16 protein-coding genes are annotated in these 23,857 nt (G+C 71.4%); 4 read left to right on the top strand and 12 right to left on the bottom strand.

The window, feature by feature from the left end; translation table 11 throughout:
- The 8 genes from B0I31_RS38005 to B0I31_RS42370 all read right to left on the bottom strand — a co-directional run bounded on the left by B0I31_RS38005 (position 1) and on the right by B0I31_RS42370 (position 8,783).
- Complete coding sequence (locus B0I31_RS38005; protein WP_106620219.1) at positions 1–1,089, bottom strand: nitroreductase family protein; 1,089 nt, start codon at positions 1,087–1,089, stop codon at positions 1–3.
- On the bottom strand, positions 1,086–2,795 hold the full coding sequence (locus tag B0I31_RS38000; RefSeq protein ID WP_106620218.1) for a TOMM precursor leader peptide-binding protein: 1,710 nt from the start codon (positions 2,793–2,795) through the stop codon (positions 1,086–1,088). Before B0I31_RS38000 ends, B0I31_RS38005 begins: the two co-directional genes overlap by 4 nt.
- Complete coding sequence (locus B0I31_RS40220) at positions 2,792–4,504, bottom strand: hypothetical protein (RefSeq protein WP_146174107.1); 1,713 nt, start codon at positions 4,502–4,504, stop codon at positions 2,792–2,794. The genes B0I31_RS38000 and B0I31_RS40220 overlap by 4 nt, the downstream gene beginning before the upstream one ends.
- Positions 4,501–5,577 carry a lantibiotic dehydratase C-terminal domain-containing protein gene (locus B0I31_RS37990; RefSeq protein ID WP_106620217.1) on the bottom strand — a complete coding sequence of 359 codons (1,077 nt, stop codon included), beginning with the start codon at positions 5,575–5,577 and terminating at the stop codon, positions 4,501–4,503. The genes B0I31_RS40220 and B0I31_RS37990 overlap by 4 nt, the downstream gene beginning before the upstream one ends.
- On the bottom strand, positions 5,574–8,030 hold the full coding sequence (locus B0I31_RS37985) for a lantibiotic dehydratase (protein ID WP_106620216.1): 2,457 nt from the start codon (positions 8,028–8,030) through the stop codon (positions 5,574–5,576). Before B0I31_RS37985 ends, B0I31_RS37990 begins: the two co-directional genes overlap by 4 nt.
- Before the next feature lie 76 nt (positions 8,031–8,106).
- Complete coding sequence (locus B0I31_RS42830) at positions 8,107–8,238, bottom strand: hypothetical protein (protein ID WP_281262342.1); 132 nt, start codon at positions 8,236–8,238, stop codon at positions 8,107–8,109.
- Positions 8,239–8,252: 14 nt separating this feature from the next.
- Entirely contained in the window at positions 8,253–8,414 is a 162-nt protein-coding gene (locus B0I31_RS37980) for a thiazolylpeptide-type bacteriocin (RefSeq protein WP_106620215.1), read from the bottom strand.
- 24 nt (positions 8,415–8,438) lie between these two features.
- Positions 8,439–8,783: a thiazolylpeptide-type bacteriocin gene (locus tag B0I31_RS42370; protein ID WP_245950741.1), complete on the bottom strand. Its 345-nt coding sequence runs from the start codon at positions 8,781–8,783 to the stop codon at positions 8,439–8,441.
- A gap of 184 nt (positions 8,784–8,967) precedes the next feature.
- Here B0I31_RS42370 and B0I31_RS37970 point away from each other — a divergent pair, with 184 nt between their 5' ends.
- Positions 8,968–11,787 carry an AfsR/SARP family transcriptional regulator gene (locus tag B0I31_RS37970; protein WP_245950739.1) on the top strand — a complete coding sequence of 940 codons (2,820 nt, stop codon included), beginning with the start codon at positions 8,968–8,970 and terminating at the stop codon, positions 11,785–11,787.
- Positions 11,788–11,950: 163 nt separating this feature from the next.
- On the opposite strand, the gene B0I31_RS37960 is transcribed toward B0I31_RS37970, so the two are convergent.
- Complete coding sequence (locus B0I31_RS37960; RefSeq protein ID WP_245950737.1) at positions 11,951–13,357, bottom strand: glycosyl hydrolase; 1,407 nt, start codon at positions 13,355–13,357, stop codon at positions 11,951–11,953.
- Positions 13,358–13,466: 109 nt separating this feature from the next.
- A complete protein-coding gene (locus tag B0I31_RS37955) occupies positions 13,467–16,283 on the bottom strand; it encodes a glycoside hydrolase family 2 protein (protein ID WP_245950735.1) in 2,817 nt (938 codons plus the stop codon).
- 420 nt (positions 16,284–16,703) lie between these two features.
- On the opposite strand from B0I31_RS37955, the gene B0I31_RS37950 reads away from it, so the two are divergent.
- Positions 16,704–18,110 carry a glycosyl hydrolase gene (locus tag B0I31_RS37950; RefSeq protein ID WP_106620213.1) on the top strand — a complete coding sequence of 469 codons (1,407 nt, stop codon included), beginning with the start codon at positions 16,704–16,706 and terminating at the stop codon, positions 18,108–18,110.
- 121 nt (positions 18,111–18,231) lie between these two features.
- Here the strand turns inward: B0I31_RS37950 and B0I31_RS42365 are convergent, their stop codons facing one another.
- A complete protein-coding gene (locus tag B0I31_RS42365) occupies positions 18,232–19,674 on the bottom strand; it encodes a glycosyl hydrolase (protein WP_245950734.1) in 1,443 nt (480 codons plus the stop codon).
- Positions 19,675–20,144: 470 nt separating this feature from the next.
- On the opposite strand from B0I31_RS42365, the gene B0I31_RS37940 reads away from it, so the two are divergent.
- Positions 20,145–20,840, top strand: coding sequence for a lysozyme family protein (locus B0I31_RS37940; protein WP_106620211.1), 696 nt, complete (start codon positions 20,145–20,147; stop codon positions 20,838–20,840).
- 104 nt (positions 20,841–20,944) lie between these two features.
- Here the strand turns inward: B0I31_RS37940 and B0I31_RS37935 are convergent, their stop codons facing one another.
- Positions 20,945–22,078: an ROK family transcriptional regulator gene (locus tag B0I31_RS37935; protein ID WP_245950733.1), complete on the bottom strand. Its 1,134-nt coding sequence runs from the start codon at positions 22,076–22,078 to the stop codon at positions 20,945–20,947.
- Between the two features lie 322 nt (positions 22,079–22,400).
- On the opposite strand from B0I31_RS37935, the gene B0I31_RS42360 reads away from it, so the two are divergent.
- Positions 22,401–23,855, top strand: a complete 1,455-nt coding sequence (locus B0I31_RS42360) for a cellulase family glycosylhydrolase (RefSeq protein ID WP_106620209.1) — start codon at positions 22,401–22,403, stop codon at positions 23,853–23,855.
- Positions 23,856–23,857: the final 2 nt, after the last annotated feature.

Below are 23,857 nucleotides of genomic sequence, written 5' to 3'. Positions count from 1 at the left end.
TCACGCCTCCAGCGGGGTCAGGTCGTAGGTGAACCCGGTCGCGCGTGGACGGCCCGCGACCAGCAGGTAGAGCACGGTGTGCCCGGCCGGGGCGCGGACCAGCGCCTCCAGGTCCTCGTCGTGGACGCTGCGCACCGGGCGGCAGAACAGGCCGGCCTCGGCGGTGGCCGCGCAGACGCGTTGGGCGCAGGCGCCGGCGGCCCGGAGCAGCCCGCGGTAGCCATCGGGTCCTTCGGCGGCCACGGCGTCCGCCGGGTCACCGGTGATCACCAGCGCCAGGTTCGCGCTGCCGACGTCCACGATGTTCGGCGCGTGTCCGTAGGTGGCCCGGACCTGGTCCATCGCGGGCCCTTCCGCGATCAGTCGCGGCCCGTCGTACCACCCGTCCGGCACGCCCACGACGTTGTGCACGGCCAGCCGGTGCCGCAGGTTCGCGGGTCGCGGGAGGGCGGTGGCCACCGCGTGGAACGCCGACGCGGGCAGCGGCCGGGGATCGGCGGAGACGCCGCGCGGTCCGAACCCGCTGCTGCGCACCGGCGGGCGCGGCCCCGGCTCTCCGGTCTCGCGGTCCGAGGACACCACCAGGCCGTCGCCACCCACCTGCGCCCGCAGGCCCAGTTGTGCCGCGTGGTCCGCCAGCGCCGCGATGAGGTGCCCGACCTCCAGTTCGACCAGCACGTCGGCGAACTCGCCGTACCCCGTCGAGAACCGCTCACGACGGCGCACGAGGTCGAGCCGGACGGACGAGCCCAGCCGTGCGGGCGCGCCGCCGACGAGCGCCCGGCGCACCGGGTCCAGCGGCCACGCACCGCCGTCCGCGACCAGCACCACGTCCACCGGGAACGCCGACCGGGCGGACGGGTAGGCGCGGTGGTCGTTGTACTGGTTCCATGGCTCCCACCGCCTCGGCGTGGCCACGTCCGTCAGCAGGTGCGCCAGCGCCGCCCCGAACCGACCTCCGGCCGCCAGGTCGGTCAGCGGGACCCGGGTCGCCGGCGCGGGAGGTGGCAGGCGTGGTGTCGGGCCTTTCCCGATGACCCGACCGGGACCGTGCCGGTAGGCCGTGGCCAGCGCGTCGGCGGCGGTCACGGGAACGGGTGGGGCAGCAGCGGACCGGTCGGGCGCAGCCGGGGTATGCCGTGGGTGCGGCGGTTGCGCTCGCCGAACGTCATCGGCAGGGTGCCCGGCACGATGACCTTCGCCGAGTGCAGGCCGAGCCGGTCGCGCTCCACCGGATCGGTCAGGTCCACCGCGATCACCTCCAGGTCCAACGCGGCCCACGCGGTCACGTAGTGCTCCAGCAGCGCGTCCAGGTCGTCCAGCGGCACGTCCGGTCGGGTCGGCGGCACCGGGTCGGTCGGGCGCAGGAAGTCGTGGCGGTCCGCGGCCTCGGGCAGGCCGTTGACCGCGACGTGGTCCTCCATGGTGCGGATCAGCTCCGGTTCGCGCAGCAGCCCCAGCAGCCGTTCCCGGTCGTGCTCCGCCGGGTCGGTGCGGGCGCGCTTGGCCGCCGACTCGACGTCCACCGCCACCTCCACCGCCGCCGACCGCAGCGCGGCGTCCGGGTCCGCGCCCGCGCCCGCGGCGAAGAACACCCGTGGCGCGGCCGAATCGGTGCCGGTGTAGCGGGCCATGGTCAGCACCGCGGGCACCGCCAGGTCGTTGGTCGCGTCGTAGCACTCCAGCCGGTAGCCCAGCTGCTCCAGCCGGTCGGACAGGTGCGTCGTCAGCTCGTCGCGCACTTCGAGGCTGGGCAACGGCGTCCGCTGGTACCAGGCCATCAGGAACGCGTCCCGTTCGGCGACCTCGAACAGCCCGTACAGCACGGCTTCGGTGAGGCTGTTGCCGGTGCCGCAGCCGTTGGACGTCTCGCTGACGAACCGCGGTCCGGGTGTGCGGCCCCAGTAGACGACGTGCTCGGGCACCGCGACGGCGGTGCTTCTCGGGTAGGACCACCCGTGCACCCAGCGCGTGCGTGCGTCCGGGGTGTAGGGAACCACGTGCGGCGACGGCATGTCCGGCAGGCCGAGACGGGTCGGCTCGACCGCCCGGTCCGGGCCCAGCTCGGCGAACGACGCCTCCAGCACGGTCCTGGTGCGCCGCGGACGCAGGCCGGCGAGCCGTTCCACCGACTCGAACAACGCCACCCGCTCGGACGCCGCGAACGTCCCGGTCCGGCCGAAGCCCGCCTGCACGCCCTCACCATCGGTCACGATCCGCGCGCTGACGGCGGGCAGTGACAGATCACCGATGTGGGACAGTCCCACCACAGGACCGTGCCGCTGGTCCACCAGTGCGTCGAACAGCGCGTCACCGTCCGTCAGCGGGTTCACCCCGCGCAGCGTTCCCGGTGCTACGGGCACGGGTTCGCGGACGACCGCGGCGGATTCGGCGGTGTCGTCGGGCAGCGGCGCGCACACCGGGCAGCCGTCGGGGCGGGGGCGTACCCGGTGCTCGCTCACGGTGCTCAGGTCGGTCCGCACGGCCAGCACGCGGTCCCGGTACGCGTCCGGGTCGGCCAGCACGCGGTCGGTCAGGGCGGCGATCAGTGGACCGTGGACCGGGGACGGCACGCCACCCAGCCGCAGGTCCTCGTCGCGGCGCGGCACGGCGGTGCTCTGCGCGGCCAACCGGGTGTCCTCCGCGCACACCAGGCACACGCCCGGCCCACCGCCTCCGACGACGGGGCCGAGCAGCGTCAACGCGCCATCGTGCCGGATCGGCAACACCACCGCGTCCGTACCGACGCGCGCCAGGTCGCCGATGGTGTAGCCGGTCAACTCCACCACGCTCACCGACCCACCTCCGGAACCGCGAACGCGACCAGCCCGGCGGCTTGCAACACCGGTCCCAACGCCACCTGCTTGACCTCGGTCATGCCCAGGAGCTGCTGCAACCGGCTTTGCAGCGCCTCCTCCCCGTCACGCAACCCGTACGGCCAGTACCAGGCTCGTTCGGTCCAGGGGACGCCGGCGGTGTTCGGCTCCTCCACCGGAAACGCACCGGACAACACGACCGGCTCCACCTCGGCACGACCCGCCACCGCGCCACCCCGCGCCAGGCCCGCCGTCACCTTCGCGCCACCGGCCCGCGCCTCGGCCGCCACCGCGGCAGCCGCCACCGCGCCACCCACATCCGCTCGGTCCGCCGCCGGAGCGCCCACCCGCGCAGCAGCCGGTCGGGCCTCCCCTGCCTGGGCCCGGCCCGCCGCCGCCATCGCCGCGAAGGCCACCGCATCGGCGGCACTCGCCTCGATCGCCCAGGACAGCTCGACACCCCCCGACCGCACCACGGCCCGGACCACCTCGTCACCGAGCCGCTCCACCTCCACCTCGGCGGGCAGCGCGAACCGCAGGACCACGGCCTTCCACCACCGCCGTGCGGTCGGGTCCGTCTGCCAGGTGTCCGGCTCGACCGGTGTGCCCGGCAGCGACCGGGCGGCGGTCCGCAACGCCAGGCCGAGGGCGTGGACCCGGTCCGCGCCGACCACCGCGGTGTCCGGGGCGAGCCGGTGTGCGGCGCGGAGCATGGCGTCCAGGCGGGCGGACTGCTCGGTGGTGCCGAAGCCGACCGCGTCACCGGACCTCGCCAGCTTCACCGGAAGCTGGGGCAGGTCCTCGGTTTCCGGTGCGGGCACCGGCCCGAGCTCGGCATCCCCCAACACCTCGACGACCCGACCATCGGGCGACACCGGGCGCACCGCCGAGAGCCACGGGTGGTACTCCCCCCGCAACGGGTCCGTCCGCGCGACGAACACCGGTTGGTGCACCGGACCGGGAGGCACCGAGTCGCGCCACATGTTCACCACCTCCCGAGCCGGGTCGGGCAGCTCGGCGACCGCGCACACCAACCGGTGTGCGGCGGCCGAGCCGACCAGTACCGCCAACACCTCCGGCGGCTCACCCGCCGACCCGTCCAAGCGGTGGGCGACGGCCTCGGCGTCGGCCAGCACATCCCCACGCTTGCCGGGCGCGACGACGAACCCCACGTCGGCCGCACACCCGGCAGCCACCGCATGCCCGCCGCACACCAACAGCAGGCCAGGCCCCGGTTCGACCGGGGGCACCGCCAAACCGGTGGCCGTCAACGCCCGGTGCGCACCCGCCGCCAGGGCCCCGGACCCGACGACAGCCACCGTGCCCTCGCACAACAGCTCCCACGCCCGCGCCGGCTTCTCCGCGACCGACTCCAGCCACCGCGCGATGTGCTCGGGCGGACCGTCCGCGTCCCAGGAGGCGGGCACCCGGACCAACAGGTCGTGCTCGTGCAGCTGACCGATGATCAGCTCCAGCGCCGCCGCCACCGCGGGTGGCGCGTGCTCCGGCACGGTCAGCTGCTCCGGTGGCACACCTGTGGTCAACGGACCGGCCAGCCGCTGCCAGAGCGTCCACAGGCCCTTGCCGCCGTCGAGGCTGAAGCTGGACGCCCAGCCCCGCACGTGCAGGCCGGTGTCGGTCGGGCTGGCGTGCGCGATCGGGCGCAGGCGCAGCAGCTCCCCGCTCACCGGCCGACCTCGGACAGCTCCGCGAGCTGCGTCGACCACGTGACGCCGGTGATGCGCTGCGCCGCCTCGGCCAGCAGCTTCGCCGCCAGGTAGCGCTCGACCGGCGTCACGTCGCACACGACCAGCAGCTGGTAGAGCATGTTCGTGCCGAACCGGTAGACCGTGACCGGGCGCTGGAACAGCGGGTGGTCCAGGTCCACCCGCTGCACCGCCCGGTGGTACTCGCTGAAGTCCGTGCGGTGGTCCCGGTGCCAGCGGCGGATCGCCTTCTCGTCGCCCAGTTCCAACGCGACCTCGCCGTGGCTCTGGTTGTACACCGTGGGCAGCTCACCGCGGTCGTAGACCTCTTCGATCAGCTCACGGCTGCGCACGGTCCACGTCGTCCACTCGGTGTCGAGGGCGCCGTCGTGCACGGCCCGCACCGTGGCCACGGCCTTGTCGGCGTTGCGCCGCCACAGCTCTTCGAACCGGGCGCGCAGCACGCCGTCCGGGTCGTTGACCGTCAGGAAGTCCTCCAGGTGGGACAGGAACGAGTGGTAGCCGGTGACCAGGCCGCCCGGGTACCGCGACGCGTGCGCCGCCATCGCGGTCAACGCCAGCTCGACCCGCCCGGCCGACGTGCGGTCCGTGGCGACGGCCTCCCGCACCGCCGCCACGCCCAGCCGCAACGTGCGGGTGCGCAGGTCCACCAGCACGTCCGAGCCGTGCAGTTCGCGCACCGAGGTGGTGTCGGTCGGCTCCACGACGACCGTGTTGTCCGGGTGGATCGGCTCGTACGGTGGCCGCACCAGCTCGGTGACACCGTTGCGCCGCGACCTCGCCAGCAGCTCGGTGGCCGTGATGTCCACTGTGGAGGGACGCTGGGCGAGGTGGGCGCGCAGCCGGTCGGCCACCGCCTGCACGACGTCGTCCGGACCGTCCATGCGCACCCGGACGTGCGGGCCGTGCAGCCAGTGCCGCTCCAGGTGCCCTTCGGCGCCCGCCGCCCGCGCTTCCGCGAGCGCGGGCAACACCGCGTCGCGCAGCAACGGGATCTTCACCGGGTCGTAGTAGTAGCAGACGACATCGGTCATGTGGCCCTCCAGTACGTTTCGGCGATCACTTCGAGCACCCGGTCGCCGGGCGACTGCGCCCCCGGCACGGGCAGCGCCTCGGTCAGCCGCGCCCCGTCCGGGAACCGGGCCAGCAGCCGGGGCAGGCAGCGCAGGTGCAGGGCGTTGCCGAGGTCGACGTACTGCGGCTTGGCCGAGGTGAGCGCGCGTTGCAGGAAATCGGCGGCCCCGGACGGCAGGAGGGGGCCCGCGAACACGTGCTCCGGCAGCCCGTGCCGGGCGCGCAACCGGGCGACGGCGGGTGCGACCGATTCCTCGGCGGGCAGCTCCGGCGCCGTGGGGAAGTCCCACGAGCGGCGGGCCAGCACCACGTCGCGGTAGCGCAGCCCGCCGCGCGCCACCACACCGCCGTCCTCCTCGCGCGACCGCAGCGCGTCGAGCTGGATCCAGCCGCACGCCAGGTCCGAGTACAGCGGGATGTGCCGGTCGGGCAGCACCAGCGGTATCAGGAATCCCAGGTACAGCACGTCCAGCGGCTCGTCGCGGTGGAACACCCTGATCTCGTCGGCGCCCGGGTCGTGCCGGACCTGGAGCTCGTCGGCCAGCAGGTCGGCCCACCGGTGGTCGTCGCCGATCTCGGGCCCGCCCAGCATCGGGTGCAGGTTGGCGTTGAACCCGAGCACCGGGCGGTACTGCGCGAACCGCGCGCCGAGCACCCGCCGCAGCTGCGCGGCCACCTGGTCCCGCGCACCGGGGAGCAGGCCCAGGAACCGGCTGGTGAACTTGCCGAAGCCGGAGTAGACGTGGTTGACCACCAACCGCCCGTCCCGCGTCGGCTGGCCGAAGAACGAGTACGAACCGGGCCGACGCAGCCAGCCCGGCACGTGGTGGGCCGCCTCCTCCAGCAGGTCGTCCGACAGCACGCCGTCCTCCCGAGCCGCCGCCTCCGCCGCGAGTTTCGCGCGGATCTCCAGCAGCGCGAGGATCTCCGGGTCCGTGACCGCGCGGATGTTCTTCGTGGCGTCCTGCCAGGCGCCGGACAGGAAGACCGCGCACTCCGCCGGCGAGGCCACGCCACCGGGGCCGACCGCCTCGACGAACCGGTTGCGCACCAGCCTGCGCAACAGCACCTGCTGGTCGAACAGGACCAGCAGCGAGGTCAAGCGGGTCACCGTGTCGGTGCCCGTGGTGGGCACCGGTACCGGCTCAGGCAGGACCACGTCCTCCAGCACCGGCGAGATCCCGGACAGCTCGACCCCGACCCGTTCGCCGAGGTCGCGCCAGCCTTCGGCCAGCTCGGTGGCGGCCGCGGCCCGGGCGGGCGGGTCGGCGGCGGCGAACGCGGCCGTGGTCGTCGCCAGCCGGGTCAGGCGGTCCGCCACGTCGTGCTCGCCGTGCTCGCGCAGCCACTCGGCGAGCGCCATCGGCGCGTCCGGGTCTTGGGGGTGCACTGGCTCGATGGGCACCAGGAGGCCGATGTCGAGCATCCGGTCGACATAGGCGCGGGCGGCGGTGGCCGGGTCCGGCGCGGTCAGCTTGACAGCGAGCGCGTCGGCCAGCGCGCCGGGCGTGATGCCCTCGGGTCCGGCGGCCCGTGCGGTCGCCACCACGAACCGCAGCGGACCCGTCACCGCCACGTCCACCTGCTCCTCGCGGGTGGCGTGGATCCGTGACGGCAGGGCGGCGGACGGCGCGGCGACCGGGACGTCCCGGCGGAACACCAGGCGGCCGTCCTGTTCGCGCAGGCCCGGTGCGGGCCGGTGCGGGCGGTCGCGGAAGGCGGTGGTCAACCGGGTCAGCAGCAGTCGGTTCACCTGCGTGTGCGACACCGGTTCCTGGCGTGGCAACGGCCCATCGCCCCAAGTGCCCCACCCGACGTGGGTGTACCAGGACAGCGGGCTGGTCTTGGCCGTGGCGCGCAACGCGTACCGCAGCACCGTGGCCTCCGCTTTGCGGGCCTTGCGATCGGGCGTGCCGCCTCCCTCCGCCGTGCGCGCCAGGCCGTGCAGCAGGTCGGCACCGGTCACCACCCCGGCCAGCCGCAGCGGCTCCGCCCGGCACGTCTGCGCGAGCACGGCGCGTTCGGCGGCCAGCGCGTCCGGCCACGCGGCCAGCGCCGCGTCGAGGGCGGTGTCGAGGGCGGCTCGCCCGGCCAGCCACCGCGCCACCAGCGGAACCCGGTCGGGCAGCCGCCCGAGCTCGGCCAGCAGCGCGGGGCGGGGCACGCGGTCGTTGTGCACGTCGCGCCGCAGCGGCAGCACGACCCGCCGGTGGAACTCGGGCGGGTGGTCGGCCGCGCTGTCGTGCAGCGCGTCGGCCACCAGCGGCGCGAGCTCCCGGACCCGGGCGTGCGCGGCGACCGCGGCGGCCATCGCCGCCCGGAAACCCGCCGCGCCGGCCGGTGGCGCGGGATGGGGCAGTGCCGCCACGCGCACCATCGCGTACGGCGCCAGCTCGGTGGTCAGACCGGCCATCGCTGTTCCTCCGGAGAACTGGTGGTGGTCGGGGGCGCCGTGACCGACGCCCCCGACGTGGAACACCCGACCTGGCTCAGGCCCGTGTCTCGACGCTGCAGCACGAGCACGACGCCGGGACGGCGCCGTCGGTGAAGGCCGTGCCACCGATGGTGGTCACCGCCAGTTCGTCCAGGACCAGGTCCTCGACGTCAAAGGTCAACTCCACGACGTGCTCCCTTCTCAGAAGGTCGGGTCCGGCGGCTGCACGCTGCAGCAGCAGGAGCTGCCGCCACTGCACGACCCGCCGGACGCACCCGCCTCGGGCAACGCGACCGCGTCGCGCATCGCCGTGACGGACAGGTCGTCCAAGACCAGGTCATCGACCTCGAAGTTCAGTTCCATGACGTCCTTCCTGACTGGGCTGGTTCACATGGGGTTCGGACAGCAGCAGCAGGAGCTGCCACCACAGCACGACCCGCCGGACGCACCCGCCTCGGGCAACGCCACCGCGTCACGCATCACGGTCACGGACAGGTCGTCCACGACCAGGTCGTCGACCTCGAAGCTCAGTTCCATGACGAACTCCCGTTCAGCCGAAGTGGGTTTTGCTCTTTGTAGGCAGCCGATTCCGCACACCTGGCCGGCAGGCCGCTTGATCGGGCGATGGCGTGCACCGGGCGTACCGGTCAGCTGCTTCGACAGGTTCTCCAGGTAGTGCCCGGCGTCCGGCACCAGCACCGACACCAGCCAGCAGTTGGCCGGATCGAGCACCGGTCCGCTGCCCGAGCAGTCGTGGAACCGGGTGTCCCGTTCACCTCCACCGCCACGTCCTCCACCCTGCTCGACCGAACGAACGAAAACCTGCGGGAAACCTGCAACCGCCGAACGCCCCTGCTAGACCGGTACAGAGGGGTCGGTCGTCGAGGGGGGTTTCGCGGTGGCGGTGGAATTCCGCGTGTTGGGTCCGGTGCAGGCGAGGATCGGCGAGCGATCGGTCGACCTGGGCCACGCCCGGCAGCGGTGCGTGCTGGCGGTGCTGCTGATCGAGGCCAACCAGTGGCTGTCCACCGACCAACTGCTCGACCGGGCGTGGGGCGACCGGGTACCGCCCGGCGGCCGGGACACCCTCTACGGCTACCTGTCGCGCCTGCGCCGGGCCCTGCGCGCCACCCGCCAGGCCACCATCGTGCGCCGGGCGAACGGGTACGAGATGGTCGTCGACGAGGACGCGGTGGACGTGCACCGGTTCCGCCGGCTGGTCGCCCTCGCACGCACCGAGACGGACCACGCCCGCGCCCTCGAACTGGCCGAGCAAGCCTCGGGTTTGTGGCGGGGCGAGGCACTGCTGGGACTGGACACACCGTGGACCACCGCGGTGCGCAACGGGCTGGAGCGGGAGCGGTTCGCCGCCGACGTCGACCGCCTGGACCTGGCCCTGCGGCTCGGGCGGCACTCCGTGCTGCTACCCGAACTCACCGATCGCGCCGCCGCGCACCCGATGAACGAACACGTGGCCGCCCAGTTCATGCTCGCGCTCTACCGCGCCGGGCGTCAGGCCGAGGCCCTGGACCAGTACCGGCAACTGCGCACCCGCCTGGCCGAGGAACTGGGCACCGAGCCCGGACCGGAGCTGCGGCAGCTCCACCAGCAGATCCTGACCGCGGACCTCGCCCTGACCGCTCCCGAGGCGGACCGCCAACCGGTGATACCCCGCCAGCTGCCCACCGCGCCCAGGCCGTTCACCGGCCGCGTCCCCGAACTGGCCGAACTCGACCGCGTCCTGCTCACGGCACCGCACGAGGAGAGCGCCGCGGCAGGGGTGCCGGCGACCGGACCGGTGGCGATCTCGGCGATCGGTGGTGTGGGCGGGATCGGCAAGACCTGGCTCGCGCTGTCCTGGGCGCACCGCAACCTGCACCGGTTCCCGGACGGGCAGCTGTTCGTGGACCTGCGCGGGTTCAGCCCCACCGGAGACCCGGTCGACCCGACCGACGCGCTGCGCGGCTTCCTCGCCGCCCTGGGCGTCACCCCCGACCGGGCCCAGTCGGACCCGGGCACCCTGTACCGCAGCCTCATGGCCGGGCGACGGGTGCTGGTGCTGCTGGACAACGCCGCCACCGCCGACCAGGTCGTGCCGTTGCTCCCGGGCAGCCCCACGTGCACCGTGCTGGTCACCAGCCGCACCAGCCTGCCGTCGTTGATGGATCGGCACGGTGCGCACCACCTGCCCTTGGGCGTCCTCTCCCCCGTCGAATCCCGTGCCCTGCTGGCGTCACGCCTGGGCGAGCACCGCACCGACGCCGAACCCGACGCCGTCGACGAGCTGGTCGGGCTGTGCGGTCGGCACCCCCTGGCTCTGGCGATCACCGCGCGGCACGCCGCCACCCGCCCGCGGCTCCCACTGGCCGAGCTGGCCGCGGAACTGCACGAGCCGGGCCTGGACATGCTCGACCACGAGACCGACGTCACCGCCAGCCTGCCCGCCGTGCTGTCCTGGTCCCTGCACCACCTCACCACGCGGCAGCGCACGGTGTTCGTGCTGCTGGGGATGGCGCCCGGCCCCGACATCGACCTGCCCGCCGCCGTCTCCCTCACCGGGTTGACCACGGCCGAGGCGCGCAGGGCGCTGCGCGTCCTGGAGGACCACTCGCTGCTCGACCGGCACCCGCACGGCCGCTACGCGATGCACGACCTGGTCCGGGCCTACGCCACCACCGCCGACGACCACCTGCCCGAGCCGGAGCGGGAGGCCGCGCTGGATCGGTTGACGGACTTCTACCTGCACACCGCCCACACCGCCGAACGACTCCTGAACCCCCACCGCCCACCGATCGGACTCGACCCGCCCGCTCCCGGAACCCACCCCCACCCGTTGCCCGACCGCGCCGCCGCGCTGGCCTGGATGGACGCGCACCACCTCCACCTCCTGGCCGTCCAGCACGCCGCCGCCACCCGCCACCGCCACCGGACCGTGTGGCAGATCGCCTGGGCCCTGGCCTCCTTCCACCGCCTGCGCGGGCACATCCACGACGACCTCGCCGTGTGGCAGGCCGCGGCCGACGCCGCCACCCACCTGCCCGACCCCGGCGCCCGAATCCTCGCCCACCGCCTCCTCGGCCACGCCCTCGCCGAACTGGAGCGGCACGACTTCGCCATCACCAACCTGCACCAGGCCCTCGACCTCGCCCGGCAGCACCACGACCTCACCCAGCAGGCCCACACCCAGCACGCCCTCACCTGGGCCTGGGAGCAGCACGGCGACGACCACAAGGCCCTGGAGCACGCCCAGCACGCGCTGGACCTCTTCCGCGCCCTCGACCAACCGGTGTGGGAAGCCACCGCGCTCAACATGGTCGGCTGGCACGCCGCCCGAGTCGGCGAGTACGACTACGCCCGCAAGCACTGCCAGGCCGCCCTCGACCTCTACCGCCGCCACGAGGACCCCGATGGCGAGGCGGACACCTTGGACAGCTTCGGCTGGATCGAGCACCACACCGGCCACCACCACCGGGCCATCGAGCACTACGAGCAGGCGCTGGCCCTGTACCGCACCGTCGGCAACACCACCGAGGCCGCCGACACCCTGAACAACCTCGGCCACCCCTACAGCGCCCTCGGCGACCACATCCGGGCCTCCGCCGTCTGGCAGGAAGCGCTGGACCTCTACCGACAGCAGGGCCGCCACACCGACGCCGAGCGCGTGCGACGACAACTCGCCGACCTCGACGCGGCGCCGGCCGGGCAGCCGGACACGGCCGAGGCGCGGAGACCATGACGGCCAACGCGTCCACCGTCTGCTGTGCCCGGATACCAGCCGCCGACACCGAGTAGAACAGCGAGACGACCAACGTCTCGCTGTGGCGGATCGGAGCCGACGAGTCGCACGACCGGCCGGTGTCGCCCGTCTGGTCGACGGGCGACACCGGCCGGTCGTGGCACTACTTCAGGTTGGGCAGCTCGTCGCGGGTGACGACGTAGCTGTGGTTGTAGACCTTCTGCAGGTGGGCGATGGAGTTGCTGACGGTCAGGTGGTTGCCGTGCCACGTTCCGAACAGCACCCACCGCGTACCGGTGGACTGCAACCGGTCCGGGTCCGGGATCGGGCCGTTCTCGTGCAGCGCGATCGGCAGCGTGGAGCCGACGATGTTGCGCACCGAGTTGTACATCGCGTTGAGCGGGTCGTAGTTGCCATTGCCCGCGTACGTGTCCGCGCCGCCGATGTCCACCACCGACTTGCCCGGGTAGAACGACGCCTGCGGCTGACCGTTGTAGCCGTGCAACCAGACGAGGTTGTTCAAGCCCTTGGTGTTGGTGAAGTAGTTGAACATGAAGCGCCACAGCCGGTTGTACTGCGCGCCGCCCTCCTTGCTCCACCAGAACCACGTGCCACCGGCCTCGTGGAACGGCCGCCAGATCACCGCCGCGCCCGCGTTCTCCAGCTGCTGCAACGAGGCCGCCGCGCCGTCGAGCCGCTGGATGAACGAGTTGTACTGGGCCGTGCCCGGCGTCAGGACCGCGTTGATGGACACGGTCTGCTGGGTGCCCTCATAGGTGTCGGGATGCGTGGGGGCGCCCATGTGGTAGCCGACCATCGGGATACCGCCCGCGTTCCACCACGCGATCGCACGGGAGGCGTAGTCCTTCGAGTCGCCGTAGTCCAACGCCCGGATCGCCGGGTACTTGCCCGTGTTGTTGCGGATGTGGTTGATCTCGTAGTCCGGGCCGCCGATCCAGGTCGACTCCTGCTGACCGGACAGGATGTGGTTGCCGTACTGCGAGTAGACGTAGCACAGCAGCTTGCGGGCCTGCGCGGTGGCGTTGGGGTTGACCGGGTTCACCGAGCAGGTCGGCCCGGGGCCCGGCCCCGTGCCGGCGCGCCACTGCTGGTTGGTCTGGCCGTTGCAGTTCCAGAGGGCGACCGCGGTGCCGTTCGCGGTGCCCTGGTTGACCACGTCCAGGCACAACCCGGACTGCGTGGCGGTGATGCTGCCGTTCGAGTTCAGCCGGAACTTCTGGTTCGCGCCACCGGTGCAGGACCAGATCGCGAGACGGGTACCGGGCGCGGTGGCGGAGTTCGGCACGTCCAGGCACCGACCACCGTTGAAGACCCGCAGCTCACCGGCCGCGGAGAACTCCCAACCCTGGTTCGACTGACCGTTGCAGTCCCAGATGTCCACCAGCGCGCCATCGGCACTCGACCCACCGACCACGTCCAGGCAGCGGTTCGAGGCCACGCCGACCAGCGGAGCGGGCGCGGCGGTGGCCGGACCTGCGACCAGGGTGAGCGCCGGCAGGGAAAGCGCGAGGGCGAGCAGGGCTCTGCCCGTGCGTCGTAGGGTGCGCATCCGATCTCCTTTGATCAATGCGGAGGGGTGAAGACGAGAGCGAGCTTCGAGGTGCAGTCCGGTGGGCAGAGACGCGGTGGCGTCCCCGCCGACCGGCCGGTGCGCCGGGTCAGGCGGTGAAGCGGAAGTGGACGGTCCGGTTGTACTGGCCGGTGGCCGTGGTCCGTTGTCCTTTCGGGCCCAGGGTGTCGGCCGTGTGGAACTTGTTGCCGATGGCGGGGATGGCGTCGAGCAGCGAGATCCCGCCGCCGGGGAACGGCGCGGTGGCGCTCATCGGACTGGCGCCGACATCGGGGGTGAACAGGCGCAGGAACAGGTTCTCCTGCTCGGACACGAGGGTGATGGTGCCTTCGGTGGTGCGCAGGGCGGCCCAGTAGGTGTTGGCGTGGTAGCCCTTGAACTCCGGGTACTGCCAGGCGCTCGCGCCGGTGGCGGTGCGGTTGTAGTCCTTGGTCCAGACACCGTGGTGCACGCCGCGCATCCGGTTCTTCCAGACCCGGTACGGGCCGTCGCCCAGCCAGGTCATGCCCAGGACGCGGTTCTCGGGGTAGTCGAGGTTCACGCCGAGGAAGTCGTGCGGGCCGGTGCGGGTGTAGCGGTACTCCAGGCGCAGCCACCCGTTGGAGTCCAGCCGCCAGCGCACCTGGTCGAGGTCGCCGCTGTAGGTGGCCTGCACGACGTGGCCGGTGCCGTCGCGGAAGTGCGAGATGCCGGTCAGCGCCGCCGAACCCACGGCCATGGCGGGGCCGTTGGTGAGCGACACCGCGGTCCCGTTGCGGTTGACGCGGGACAGCCTGCCGGACGACTTGGCGATCGTGACGGCGGTGCCGTTCGCGGTCATGGTCACGCTGTTGCTGTCCTCCGTGACGGACGTGGTGCCCGAGGCGGGGACCACGATGCGCCGCGCGAGGTCGACCGCCTTCTTGATCCGCCAGCTCCAGGTGCCGATCGTGCGGCCGGTGGGGTCCAGGACGTCGACCCGCACCGTGTCGGCGTCCGCCCACGTGCCGGGTAGCCCGAGGGCGACCGAGCCGGTGGCCCCCGGCGCGGTGTTCGGACCGGCGACGGCGCCCTGTGCGATCACGGTCGGCGCGGTGCTCGACGCGCCCGGTGCGGCTTGCCTGAGCAGCTGCCAGCTGAACCGGCAGCCTTGCAGGTTGGTGTGGTCGTAGCGGTTGACGACGTTGACCCGGCCGTCGAAGCCCGTGGGGAACGTGGTGGTGTAGTAGCCGGGGTTGGCGAGCTGGACCGGCGACCAGATGTCGCGGATGGTGTAGAAGGACGCTTCCTTCTCGCGGAACGGGCCGAGGATGCCGTCCGGGCCGGAGTTGCCGGTGGTGTCGATGACACCGCCCCGGTCGTCACGGCGGAGCCCTTCGTCCACGAACGCCCAGATGAAACCACCCGCCCGGCGCGCGCCCGCACCCAGCAACGCCCAGTAGTCGTTCAGTCCCGCACCCGCGCCGCCGTCGTAGAGCGCGTGCAGGAACTCGGTCGGCAGGTGGATCGCCGAGCCGTTGAGGATGTTCCGGGTGCTGTCGTAGGTCTCGTAGTGGTCGGTGTTGATCCCGCTGAACGTGGCCCACGGGTGGATCACCGGACGACGCTGCGGGTCGTAGCGGGCGTAGTCGTCGTCCAGAGCGGTGTTCCAGCCGCCCTCATTGCCGTTGGCCCACATCACGATCGACGGGTGGTTGACGTCCCGCGTCACCATGGAGGCGACCAGCGGAGCGCCCACGTTCTCGTCGTAGCGCTTCTGCCAACCGGCCAGCTCGTCGATCACGTACAGGCCGAGCTCGTCGCACAGGTCGAGGAAGAACGTGTCCGGCGGGTAGTGCGACATGCGGACGGCGTTGTTGTTCATCTCCTTCATGAGGAGGATGTCCGTGCGCGCCATGCGCGGGCTGGACGCGCGACCCAGGGTCGGCCAGAACGTGTGCCGGTTGGTGCCCTTGAGGATGACCTTCGACCCGTTGACGTACACGCCGTCCCCGGCGCGCACTTCCACCGTGCGGAATCCGAACCGCTCGGTCGTCCCGTGCAGGGGCGTGCCGCCGCTGTCCGTGAGCTGCACGTCGACCAGGTACAGGTTCGGCGTCTCCGCGGTCCACGTCTGCGGCGAGGACACCGACGTGGTCAGCGTCGCCGTCGTCGCACCCGACGAGACCGCCACCGAGAACGGGCCACCGACCGCCGTGCCGTCGAGTCGGCGGAGCTGTCCGACCACCCGGCCGGCCGCGCTCACCCCGGCCAGGTGCACGTCCACCCGGAACGCGCCGGTGTGCTTGGCGTCGATCGCGACCCGGTCGATCCGCGAGGCCGGGAACGCCTGGAGCGACACGGGCCGGTAGATGCCGCTGAAGTTCCAGTAGTCGCCGCGGCGTTCGGCGTCGTTGACCGAGTTGTTCGCCGAGTCCCGGCTGACCGTGACCTCCAGCAGGTTCTCCTGCCCCAACCGCACCGACGACGTGACGTCGTAGCGGAACCGGTAGAACCCGCCCTGGTGGATCGGACCGGCCAGGGTGCCGTTGATCCGCACCTCGGTGTCGGTCATCGAACCCTCGAACACCACGAAGATCCGCCTACCCGACCACGTCGACGGTGGGGTGAAACGCCGCCGGTACAGGCCTTTCTCGTTGGGCCGCAGGTTCCAGCCCCACTGGTAGGTGCCGAAGCCGTGGCACTCCCAGTTCGACGGCGTCGGGATCGTGCGCCACACCCCGGCGTTGCGACCCTCGGTCACCTGGAAGTCCCAGGGGACCGTGTTGTCCGCGTCGGATCCGGTCAGCAGCAGGGTCTCGGTGGCGGCACCCGCGGGCGCGGCGGCTGCCGGCACACCCAGCGCACTCACACCCAAAGCGGACAGGCTCGCCACTCCGATCCCGGTCGCACCCAACTCCAAGAAGTTGCGTCGGTTGATCTCCACGTAAGCCTCCAGGGTGCGCGTGTCGTCGTCGACACGGCGGCAGGGGACCAGAGACGAGCGAGGGGCGACCGCGTCCGCCTCCGGTGGACGGCGAGGAGCGTTGGTACAGCGCACTCCCGCCCGTCCGGCGTGGTACTTGCGCAACGTAGCGCAACACTTCGACGCGGAACAAGATGTTAGTACCAACTTGAAACTAACCCGCTCCTCCACTACGCTCCTGCTGGATCCGCCCTCCTCGCCCCAGCGCACGACGCGCCCATCGACACCGCCGGCGGGACGGGCTTTCTCCGCGCCGGCCACGCCGGCGGCGGCAGCGACATCGTCCTCGGCGTACCCGTGGCCGAGGGCTGGACCGACGACTTCCCCCGCCGCCCACCGGTGTTCCCAGGGCGTCGGCCACCATGGATCAAAGGAGATCCGATGCTCCCGACAGGAAGAATCGGGCGGGCGCTGCTGGCGCTCGTCCTGACCGTGCCCGGACTGGCCGCGTTGAGCGCCGTACCGGCGGTCGCGGTACCGGCTTCGCTGATCAGCGTGGCGTCCAACAGGTGCCTGGACGTGGTGGGCAACAGCACCACGCCCGGGTCGGCGGTGGCGATCTGGGACTGCAACGGCCAGGCCAACCAGTCGTGGGACTTCACCTCGTCCGGCGACCTGCGCACTTTCGGCGGCACCCGTTGCCTGGACGTGGAGAACGGCTCCACCACCGCGGGCGCGCGGCTGCTGATCCGGGAGTGCACCGGACAGCCCAACCAGAAGTTCCGGCTCAACGCCAACGGTTCCGTGACGGCGGTCCAGTCCGGGCTCTGCTTGGACGTGGTCGGGGCCGCGACGGCCAACGGTACCTCGGTCAACCCCTGGAACTGCAACGGCCAGACCAACCAGCAGTGGCGCGCCGGCACCGGTCCGGGGCCCGACCCGACGTGCTCGGTCAGCCCGGTCAACCCCAACTCCAACACCGCGGTGCGCAAGGTCCTGTGCTACCTGCACTCGCAGTACGGCAACCACATCATCTCCGGGCAGGAGGAGTCCACTTGGAACGGCGGTCCCGAGTACGAGATGAACTACGTGCAGCGCAACACCGGCAAACTCCCCGCCCTGCGGGGCATGGACCAGGCGACCACCGACTACGTCGGCCGCGCCATCACCTGGTGGAACTCCGGCGGCATCCCTGAGGTCGCCTACCACATGGGCGCCCCGACCAAGCCCGACACCTACGAGGGCAGCCAGATGGCGGTGTCCATCAACGCCGTGCTCACCTCCGGCACGGCCGAGAACAACTCGTTCCGCCAGCGCATGGACGCCGCCGCGGCCAACCTGCAACGGTTGGAGGACATCGGCGCCGCGGTGATCTGGCGCCCGTTCCACGAGGCCGGCGGCACCTGGTTCTGGTGGAGCAAGGAAGGCGGCGCGCAGTACGTGCGGCTCTGGCGCTACATGTACGACTACCTGACCCGGACCAAAGGGCTGAACAACCTGATCTGGATGTTCGGCACGAACGGCAGCCCGAACGGCTCCTTCTACCCGGGCAGGTCCTACGTCGACATCGGCGGCGCCGACACCTATGCCGGCAGCGGCAACTACGACCCGCAGAACGCCATGTACAACGCCGCGCGCAACGCCGTCGGCTCACAGGTCCCGGTAGCGCTGCACGAGAACGGTCCGATCCCCGACCCGGACCGCCTGCAGTCCACCAACACCCGCTGGCTGTGGTTCATGACCTGGAACTCCCACTTCCTGACCCAGCACAACTCGGTCACCCACCTGCAGAAGGTGTACGCCAGCAGTTACGTCATCACTCGCGACGAGCTGCCCAACTTCCGGTAGACCCCGACAGGGGGCTCGACGCCGAGGGTGGGGGACCGCCGAACTTCGCCGGTGGTCCCCCACCCTCGGCTCGCACACTGGTGTCATCGCCCAGACCTGCGAGTCTCGGCCGCGCCGGTCACTACCGGAGGTTGGGCAGTTCGTCCCGGGTGACGACGTAGCTGTGGTTGTAGACCTTCTGCAAGTGGGCGATGGAGTTGCTGACCGTCAGGTGGTTGCCGTGCCAGGTCCCGAACAGCACCCACCGCGTACCGGTGGACTGCAACCGGTCCGGGTCCGGGATCGGGCCGTTCTCGTGCAGCGCGATCGGCAGCGTGGAGCCGACGATGTTGCGCACCGAGTTGTACATCGCGTTGAGCGGGTCGTAATTGCCATTGCCCGCGTACGTGTCCGCGCCGCCGATGTCCACCACCGACTTGCCCGGGTAGAACGACGCCTGCGGCTGACCGTTGTAGCCGTGCAACCAGACGAGGTTGTCCAGGCCCTTGGTGTTGGTGAAGTAGCTGAACATGAAGCGCCACAGCCGGTTGTACTGCGCGCCGCCCTCCTTGCTCCACCAGAACCACGTGCCACCGGCCTCGTGGAACGGCCGCCAGATCACCGCCGCACCGGCGTTCTCCAGCTGCTGCAACATCGCGGCGGCCTGGTCCAACCGCTGCATGAACGACTGGTACTCGGCCGTGCCCGGGGTGAGCACCGCGTTGATCGACACCTGCATCTGGGTGCCCTCGTACGTGTCCGGCTTCGTCGGCGCGCCCATGTGGTAGCCGATCATCGGGATGCCGCCCGCGTTCCACCACGCGATCGCACGCGGAGCCAGGTCCTTCGAGTCACCGAAGTCCAACGCCCGGATCGCCGGGTACTTCCCGGTGTTGTTCCGGATGTGGTTGATCTCGTAGTCCGGACCACCGATCCAGGTCGACTCCTGCTGGCCCGAGATGATGTGGTTGCCGTACTGCGACTGGACGTAGCACAACAACTTGCGCGCCTGCACGGACGCGTTCGGGTTCACCGGGTTGGTCGAACACTGGGGTGTGCCGCCTCCGGTCGTCGTGGTGGTCGTCGTGGTGGTCGTCGTGGTGGTCGTCGTGGTGGTCGTCGTGGTGGTCGTCGTGGTGGTCGTCGTGGTGGAGGACGTGGTCGTGGGGACGGTGCTGCCCGTGCAGGTCGTCCCGTTCAACGTGAACGTCGTAGGCACGCCCACCGCGTCGCCGGTCATGGTCCCGTTGAAACCGAAGGACGCCGTGCCACCGGTCGGGATCGAGCGGTTCCAGTCCACGTTGGACGCGGTCACGCTCGCCCCGGACGCGCTGAACGTGGCGTTCCAGCCCTGGCCGAAGCGCTCCGAACCGGGGAAGGACCACCGCAACGCCCAACCGTCGACGGGGTCGCCGAGGTTGGTGATCGTGACGTTGCCGGTGAAACCGCCCTGCCACTTGTTCTGCACCACGTAGTCGACCTTGCAGCCCGGGGCCGCGGCCGCCACACCGGCGACCACCAGGCCCCCGGTCAACGCGCTGATCGCCGCCACGGCGGAGAACGCTCGCGCTCTCAATGAGGTCATGAGCACCACTGCTCCTTCGTCTACCCTCCGGGAGCGCTCCCAGAGCGCCGCGCCGAAGTTGGACATCGGGGGGATGAGGTCGTCGGGCCGAACCGGAGGCGCAGTCCACCGAGGTGCGGCGCGATCCGGGGCGCCGGCCCTGCCCGACCCGGCACGGACACCACCCGCCACGGGTGGCGTGCCCGACCGCCGGGGCGCTGCCAACCCCTCGGCCGAGCCGGGCGGATCCCAGGATGGAGCCCTACGCTCCTCCGGGTCAAGAGTTGATTTCATCGCGATCAAAACGCTGCGACGGGTCCATGCGCGCACTGCGCGGTTCGCGCCCGTCGCAGTTAATACTTAAGCGGTACAGCTCCTGGGCGCCGAGGTGATGTCCCTCAAACAGACGACTTGACTTAAGCGGTTAATACGCCCATCCTGCTGACACCGCCCCGCGGCTGACCAGTGGACTCACAAAGGAGTGAGAGCACATGCGGAGACTGTCCGCGATCATGGTCACCTTGGTGCTGGCACTCGCCGGGACGACGCTGTTCGCCGTCCCAGCCGGTGCGAACAGCATCCGCGATGACCACTCCGACTGCGCCGACGGCAACTCGGTCGGCGACGGGTGGGGCCGAGGGAACGACTACTACTGCACAGCACCCGACGACGTCGTCACGGCCGCCTGCCCTTCGGGCATGAGGTGCGGCTCGTACAGCATCAGCGGCCTGGGCAGCCGCAAGCAGCAGGTCCGCAACGCGGGAGCCAACGTGCTCGACCTGGCGGTGGCCATGCTGGAGACCGAGCGCATGGACACCAACTACCCCTACGGCGACAACAAGCGGGACGACGCCGCGAACTTCGGCATCTTCAAGCAGAACTGGTACATGCTGCGCAGCAAGTGCGACCGGTTCCGCGGTCAGACCACCAGCCAGTGGAACAACGGCGCCGCGCTCAACAGCAACCTCTCCGCCGACATCTCGTGCCTGCACCAGAGCCAGAACGCCTACGGCATGACGGTCTGGTTCGGCGGCCACCGCAATGGCCAGACCGGCATCAACAACCCCAACACGAGCGACATCAACGGCTACAAGACCGCCGTCCACTGGATCCGCGACCAGCTCAACAGCAACTCCGCCAACCTGAGCAACGACACGCGCTTCTGGGTCGACGTCAGGCCGATCTGATCGACGGTCCACCCGGGACGGGCATCCGGTCGGGTTCGAGCAGCGGCGGCCGACCCCGACCGGAGTCCGATGCCCACCACACCGGGCTGCCCCCGGCGGCGGGATCAGGTGGTGCCGGTGATCGCGGACTTGATGGCGAGCGCCGCGGCGGCGCGCGCCCACTCACTGAAGTCGAACGGTTGTACGTTGAGGTCGATCAGGGCGAGGTCGCCCTCGTAGGTGTCCTCGATGCCGTCGCGGATCTGGCCGGTGGCGAGCTCGTGGATGGGCAGACCGTCTCCGGTGAGCAGGATCTTCTCCGGGTCGAGGAAGTTGGCCGCGTGTCCGATGAGGACACCGAGCGCGTAGCCGGCCTCGGCGAAGACCTCCTGGGCGCCGGGGTCACCGGCCCGTGCCCTCTCGACCGCCTCGTCGAAGGTGTCGCAGCCGTCGACCCGGCGGGCGATGACGTGGCCCATCAGGTAGCTGGAGGCGCAGCCCCGGTGACCGTAGCCGCACCGCGGTCCTTCGGGGTCGACGAGGAGGTGGGCGAAACGGGGCGGCAGGCGGTGTGCGCCCTGGACGAGTTTGCCGTCGATGATCAGGCCGGTGCCGACGCCCGCGCCAACGGTGATCAACACCATCGAGCCCACGCCCGCACCGGCGCCGAACCAGTGCTCGGCGGAGGTCAACGCCTGGACGTCGTTGTCGACGGCGACGGGCAGCCCGGTCGCTCGAGTGACCGGTGCCGCGAGAGCCACGCTCTTCCAAGCCGGGAACCCAGCGTCGACGACCACGCCGTCACGAACGACACCACCCAACGTGACACCGATCCCGGTCAACCACGGCCGGTCGGCCGCGAGCTCGGCGATCCGGGCGACGACCTCGTCGGGGTCGGTGGAGGGCAACGGCTCCTCGACGGCCTCGGTCACCGTGGCGGTCAGGTCGGCGACGACGGCGTAGAGGCGGTCGGCGGTGAGCTTCACGCCCAGGAAGTGGTGCGCCTCGCCGCGGACGTGCAGGATCTCCGAGGGACGCCCGGTGGAGGAGCGCAGTTCGGTGCCGCCCTCGACCAGCAGCCCGTGACCGACCAGCACCCGGGCCGCACGGGTCAGGGTCGCCCTCGACAGGCGCACCCGCGGGGCGATCTCGGCTCGGGACCTGGGCCCGTGGATCAGCACTTCCAGCAGCACGTCACGAGCTGCTTCGGGCAGGTCCGGCCACGTCGACGCGGCACGAGCGCGGGCTGGCGTCGTCACGACGCGACGATACCGTTCGGACCGGTGCCGGGCCGCGGGCGACGACGCCGGGAGCCGAGCACGACCGGACGATCCAGCACGGCTGCCCGCGTCCGCGCCACACCTTGACTTCGTTTCATCGTGTGATTAACTATGTGCGCCGCCGCCTTGACGTCACCCCTCGTGGATCGAGGAGATCGCATGCGCGCCCTGCGACACACGGCCGAGCCCACGTCGCTCTCACACCGGTCGTCCCGGCGCTGAGCCGGGTCGGCGTCCCGCCTTCACACCGACACCGGGCCGAGCCCTGCCGGCCCGGACTCCTCACCCCGAGGGAGAACAAGTGGAACCAGCACGACCGGCCCTCACCGACGCGAGCCGGCGCCGCACACGGATCCGCCCCTTGCTGGCGGCTCTCGTGGCCGTCCCGGTGCTCGTGGGCACCTTCCTGACCGTCATCAGCACGGCCTCGGCCGCCACCACCGCGATCAAGGGCGTCGGCTCAGGCCGCTGCGTCGAGGTACCGGGGTCCTCCCAGACCAACGGCACCCAGGTCGCCCTGCGTGACTGCACCGGCGGCGCGAACCAGACCTTCAACACCACCTCGTCCCGCCAGTTGCAGGTGTACGGCACCAAGTGCCTCAACGCCGCCGGCAGCCGCACCACCGCGGGCACCGCCGTCACCATCTGGGACTGCAACGGCAGCGCCGGCCAACAGTGGGACGTCAACAGCGACGGCACGATCCGCGGCGTGCAGTCCGGGCTGTGCCTCGACGCCACCGGCGCCGGGACCGCCAACGGCACCCTGATCGTGCTCTGGACCTGCACCGGCGCGTCCAACCAGCGGTGGACCACCACCGGCGGCCCCTCCACGACCACCACGACCCCGCCGGCGGGCACCACCCCCGTCGCCCGCCACGGGCAACTGCGCGTCTGCGGCACCACGATGTGCGACCGCACCGGCGCACGGGTCCAACTGCGCGGCGTGAGCAGCTTCTGGCTCAACTGGGAGAGCCCCGCCTACGCCGAGAACCTCTCGGCGCTGCGGTGGATGCGCGACAACTGGAACCTCCAGGTCATCCGGGCCGCGATGGGCGTGGAACCGTCCGGTGCCTACCTCAGCGACCCGAACAGGGCCCGCGGCCAGGTCGAGACGATCATCAACAACGCCGTCGCCGCCGGGGTCTACGTGATCGTGGACTACCACGCCCACGAGGCGCAGAACTCGCGGTCGCAGGCGGTCGCGTTCTTCAGCGACCTGGCCCGCCGCTACGGCCACCTGCCCAACGTCATCTGGGAGCCCTGGAACGAACCCCTCCAGGTCAGCTGGACCGGCGTCGTCAAGCCCTACCACCAGGCCGTGGTCTCCGCGATCCGCGCCGCCGACCCCGACAACATCATCGTGCTCGGCACGCCGAACTGGTCCCAGGGCGTCGACCAGGCCGCGGCCAGCCCGGTGTCCGGCACCAACCTCGTGTACACGCTGCACTTCTACTCGTGCAGCCACGGCTCCTGGCTGCGCGACAGGGGCAACGCGGCGATCCGCGCCGGCCTCGCGCTGTTCGTCACCGAGTGGGGCGCCAGCCACGCCGACGGCGGCACCGACGGCCGCACCTGCCTGCCCGAGGCACAGGCCTGGATCGACTGGATGCGCACCAACGGCGTCTCCTGGACCGCCTGGAAGCTCCACACCGGCAGCGATTCCACCAACCTGCTCAGGGCGGGCGCACCCGTCACCGGCGGCTGGAGCAACTACCTGCACGGCCACGCGCCCTTCGTCGTGGCCAACATGAGGTAACT

Source organism: Saccharothrix carnea (assembly GCF_003014735.1).
Taxonomy (GTDB): Bacteria; Actinomycetota; Actinomycetes; order Mycobacteriales; family Pseudonocardiaceae; genus Actinosynnema; species Actinosynnema carneum.
The sequence above is the reverse complement of the archived record's forward strand: the minus strand, read 5'-3'. Positions and strand labels throughout refer to the sequence as shown.

Excerpts from the sequence above, each read along its gene's own strand:
- B0I31_RS37990 (WP_106620217.1), bottom strand. The coding sequence starts at position 5,577 with ATGACCGATGTCGTCTGCTACTACTACGACCCGGTGAAGATCCCGTTG.
- B0I31_RS37985 (WP_106620216.1), bottom strand. The coding sequence starts at position 8,030 with ATGGCCGGTCTGACCACCGAGCTGGCGCCGTACGCGATGGTGCGCGTG.
- B0I31_RS37980 (WP_106620215.1), bottom strand. The coding sequence starts at position 8,414 with ATGGAACTGAACTTCGAGGTCGATGACCTGGTCTTGGACGACCTGTCC.
- B0I31_RS37960 (WP_245950737.1), bottom strand. The coding sequence starts at position 13,357 with ATGCGCACCCTACGACGCACGGGCAGAGCCCTGCTCGCCCTCGCGCTT.
- B0I31_RS37950 (WP_106620213.1), top strand. The coding sequence starts at position 16,704 with ATGCTCCCGACAGGAAGAATCGGGCGGGCGCTGCTGGCGCTCGTCCTG.
- B0I31_RS42365 (WP_245950734.1), bottom strand. The coding sequence starts at position 19,674 with ATGACCTCATTGAGAGCGCGAGCGTTCTCCGCCGTGGCGGCGATCAGC.
- B0I31_RS37940 (WP_106620211.1), top strand. The coding sequence starts at position 20,145 with ATGCGGAGACTGTCCGCGATCATGGTCACCTTGGTGCTGGCACTCGCC.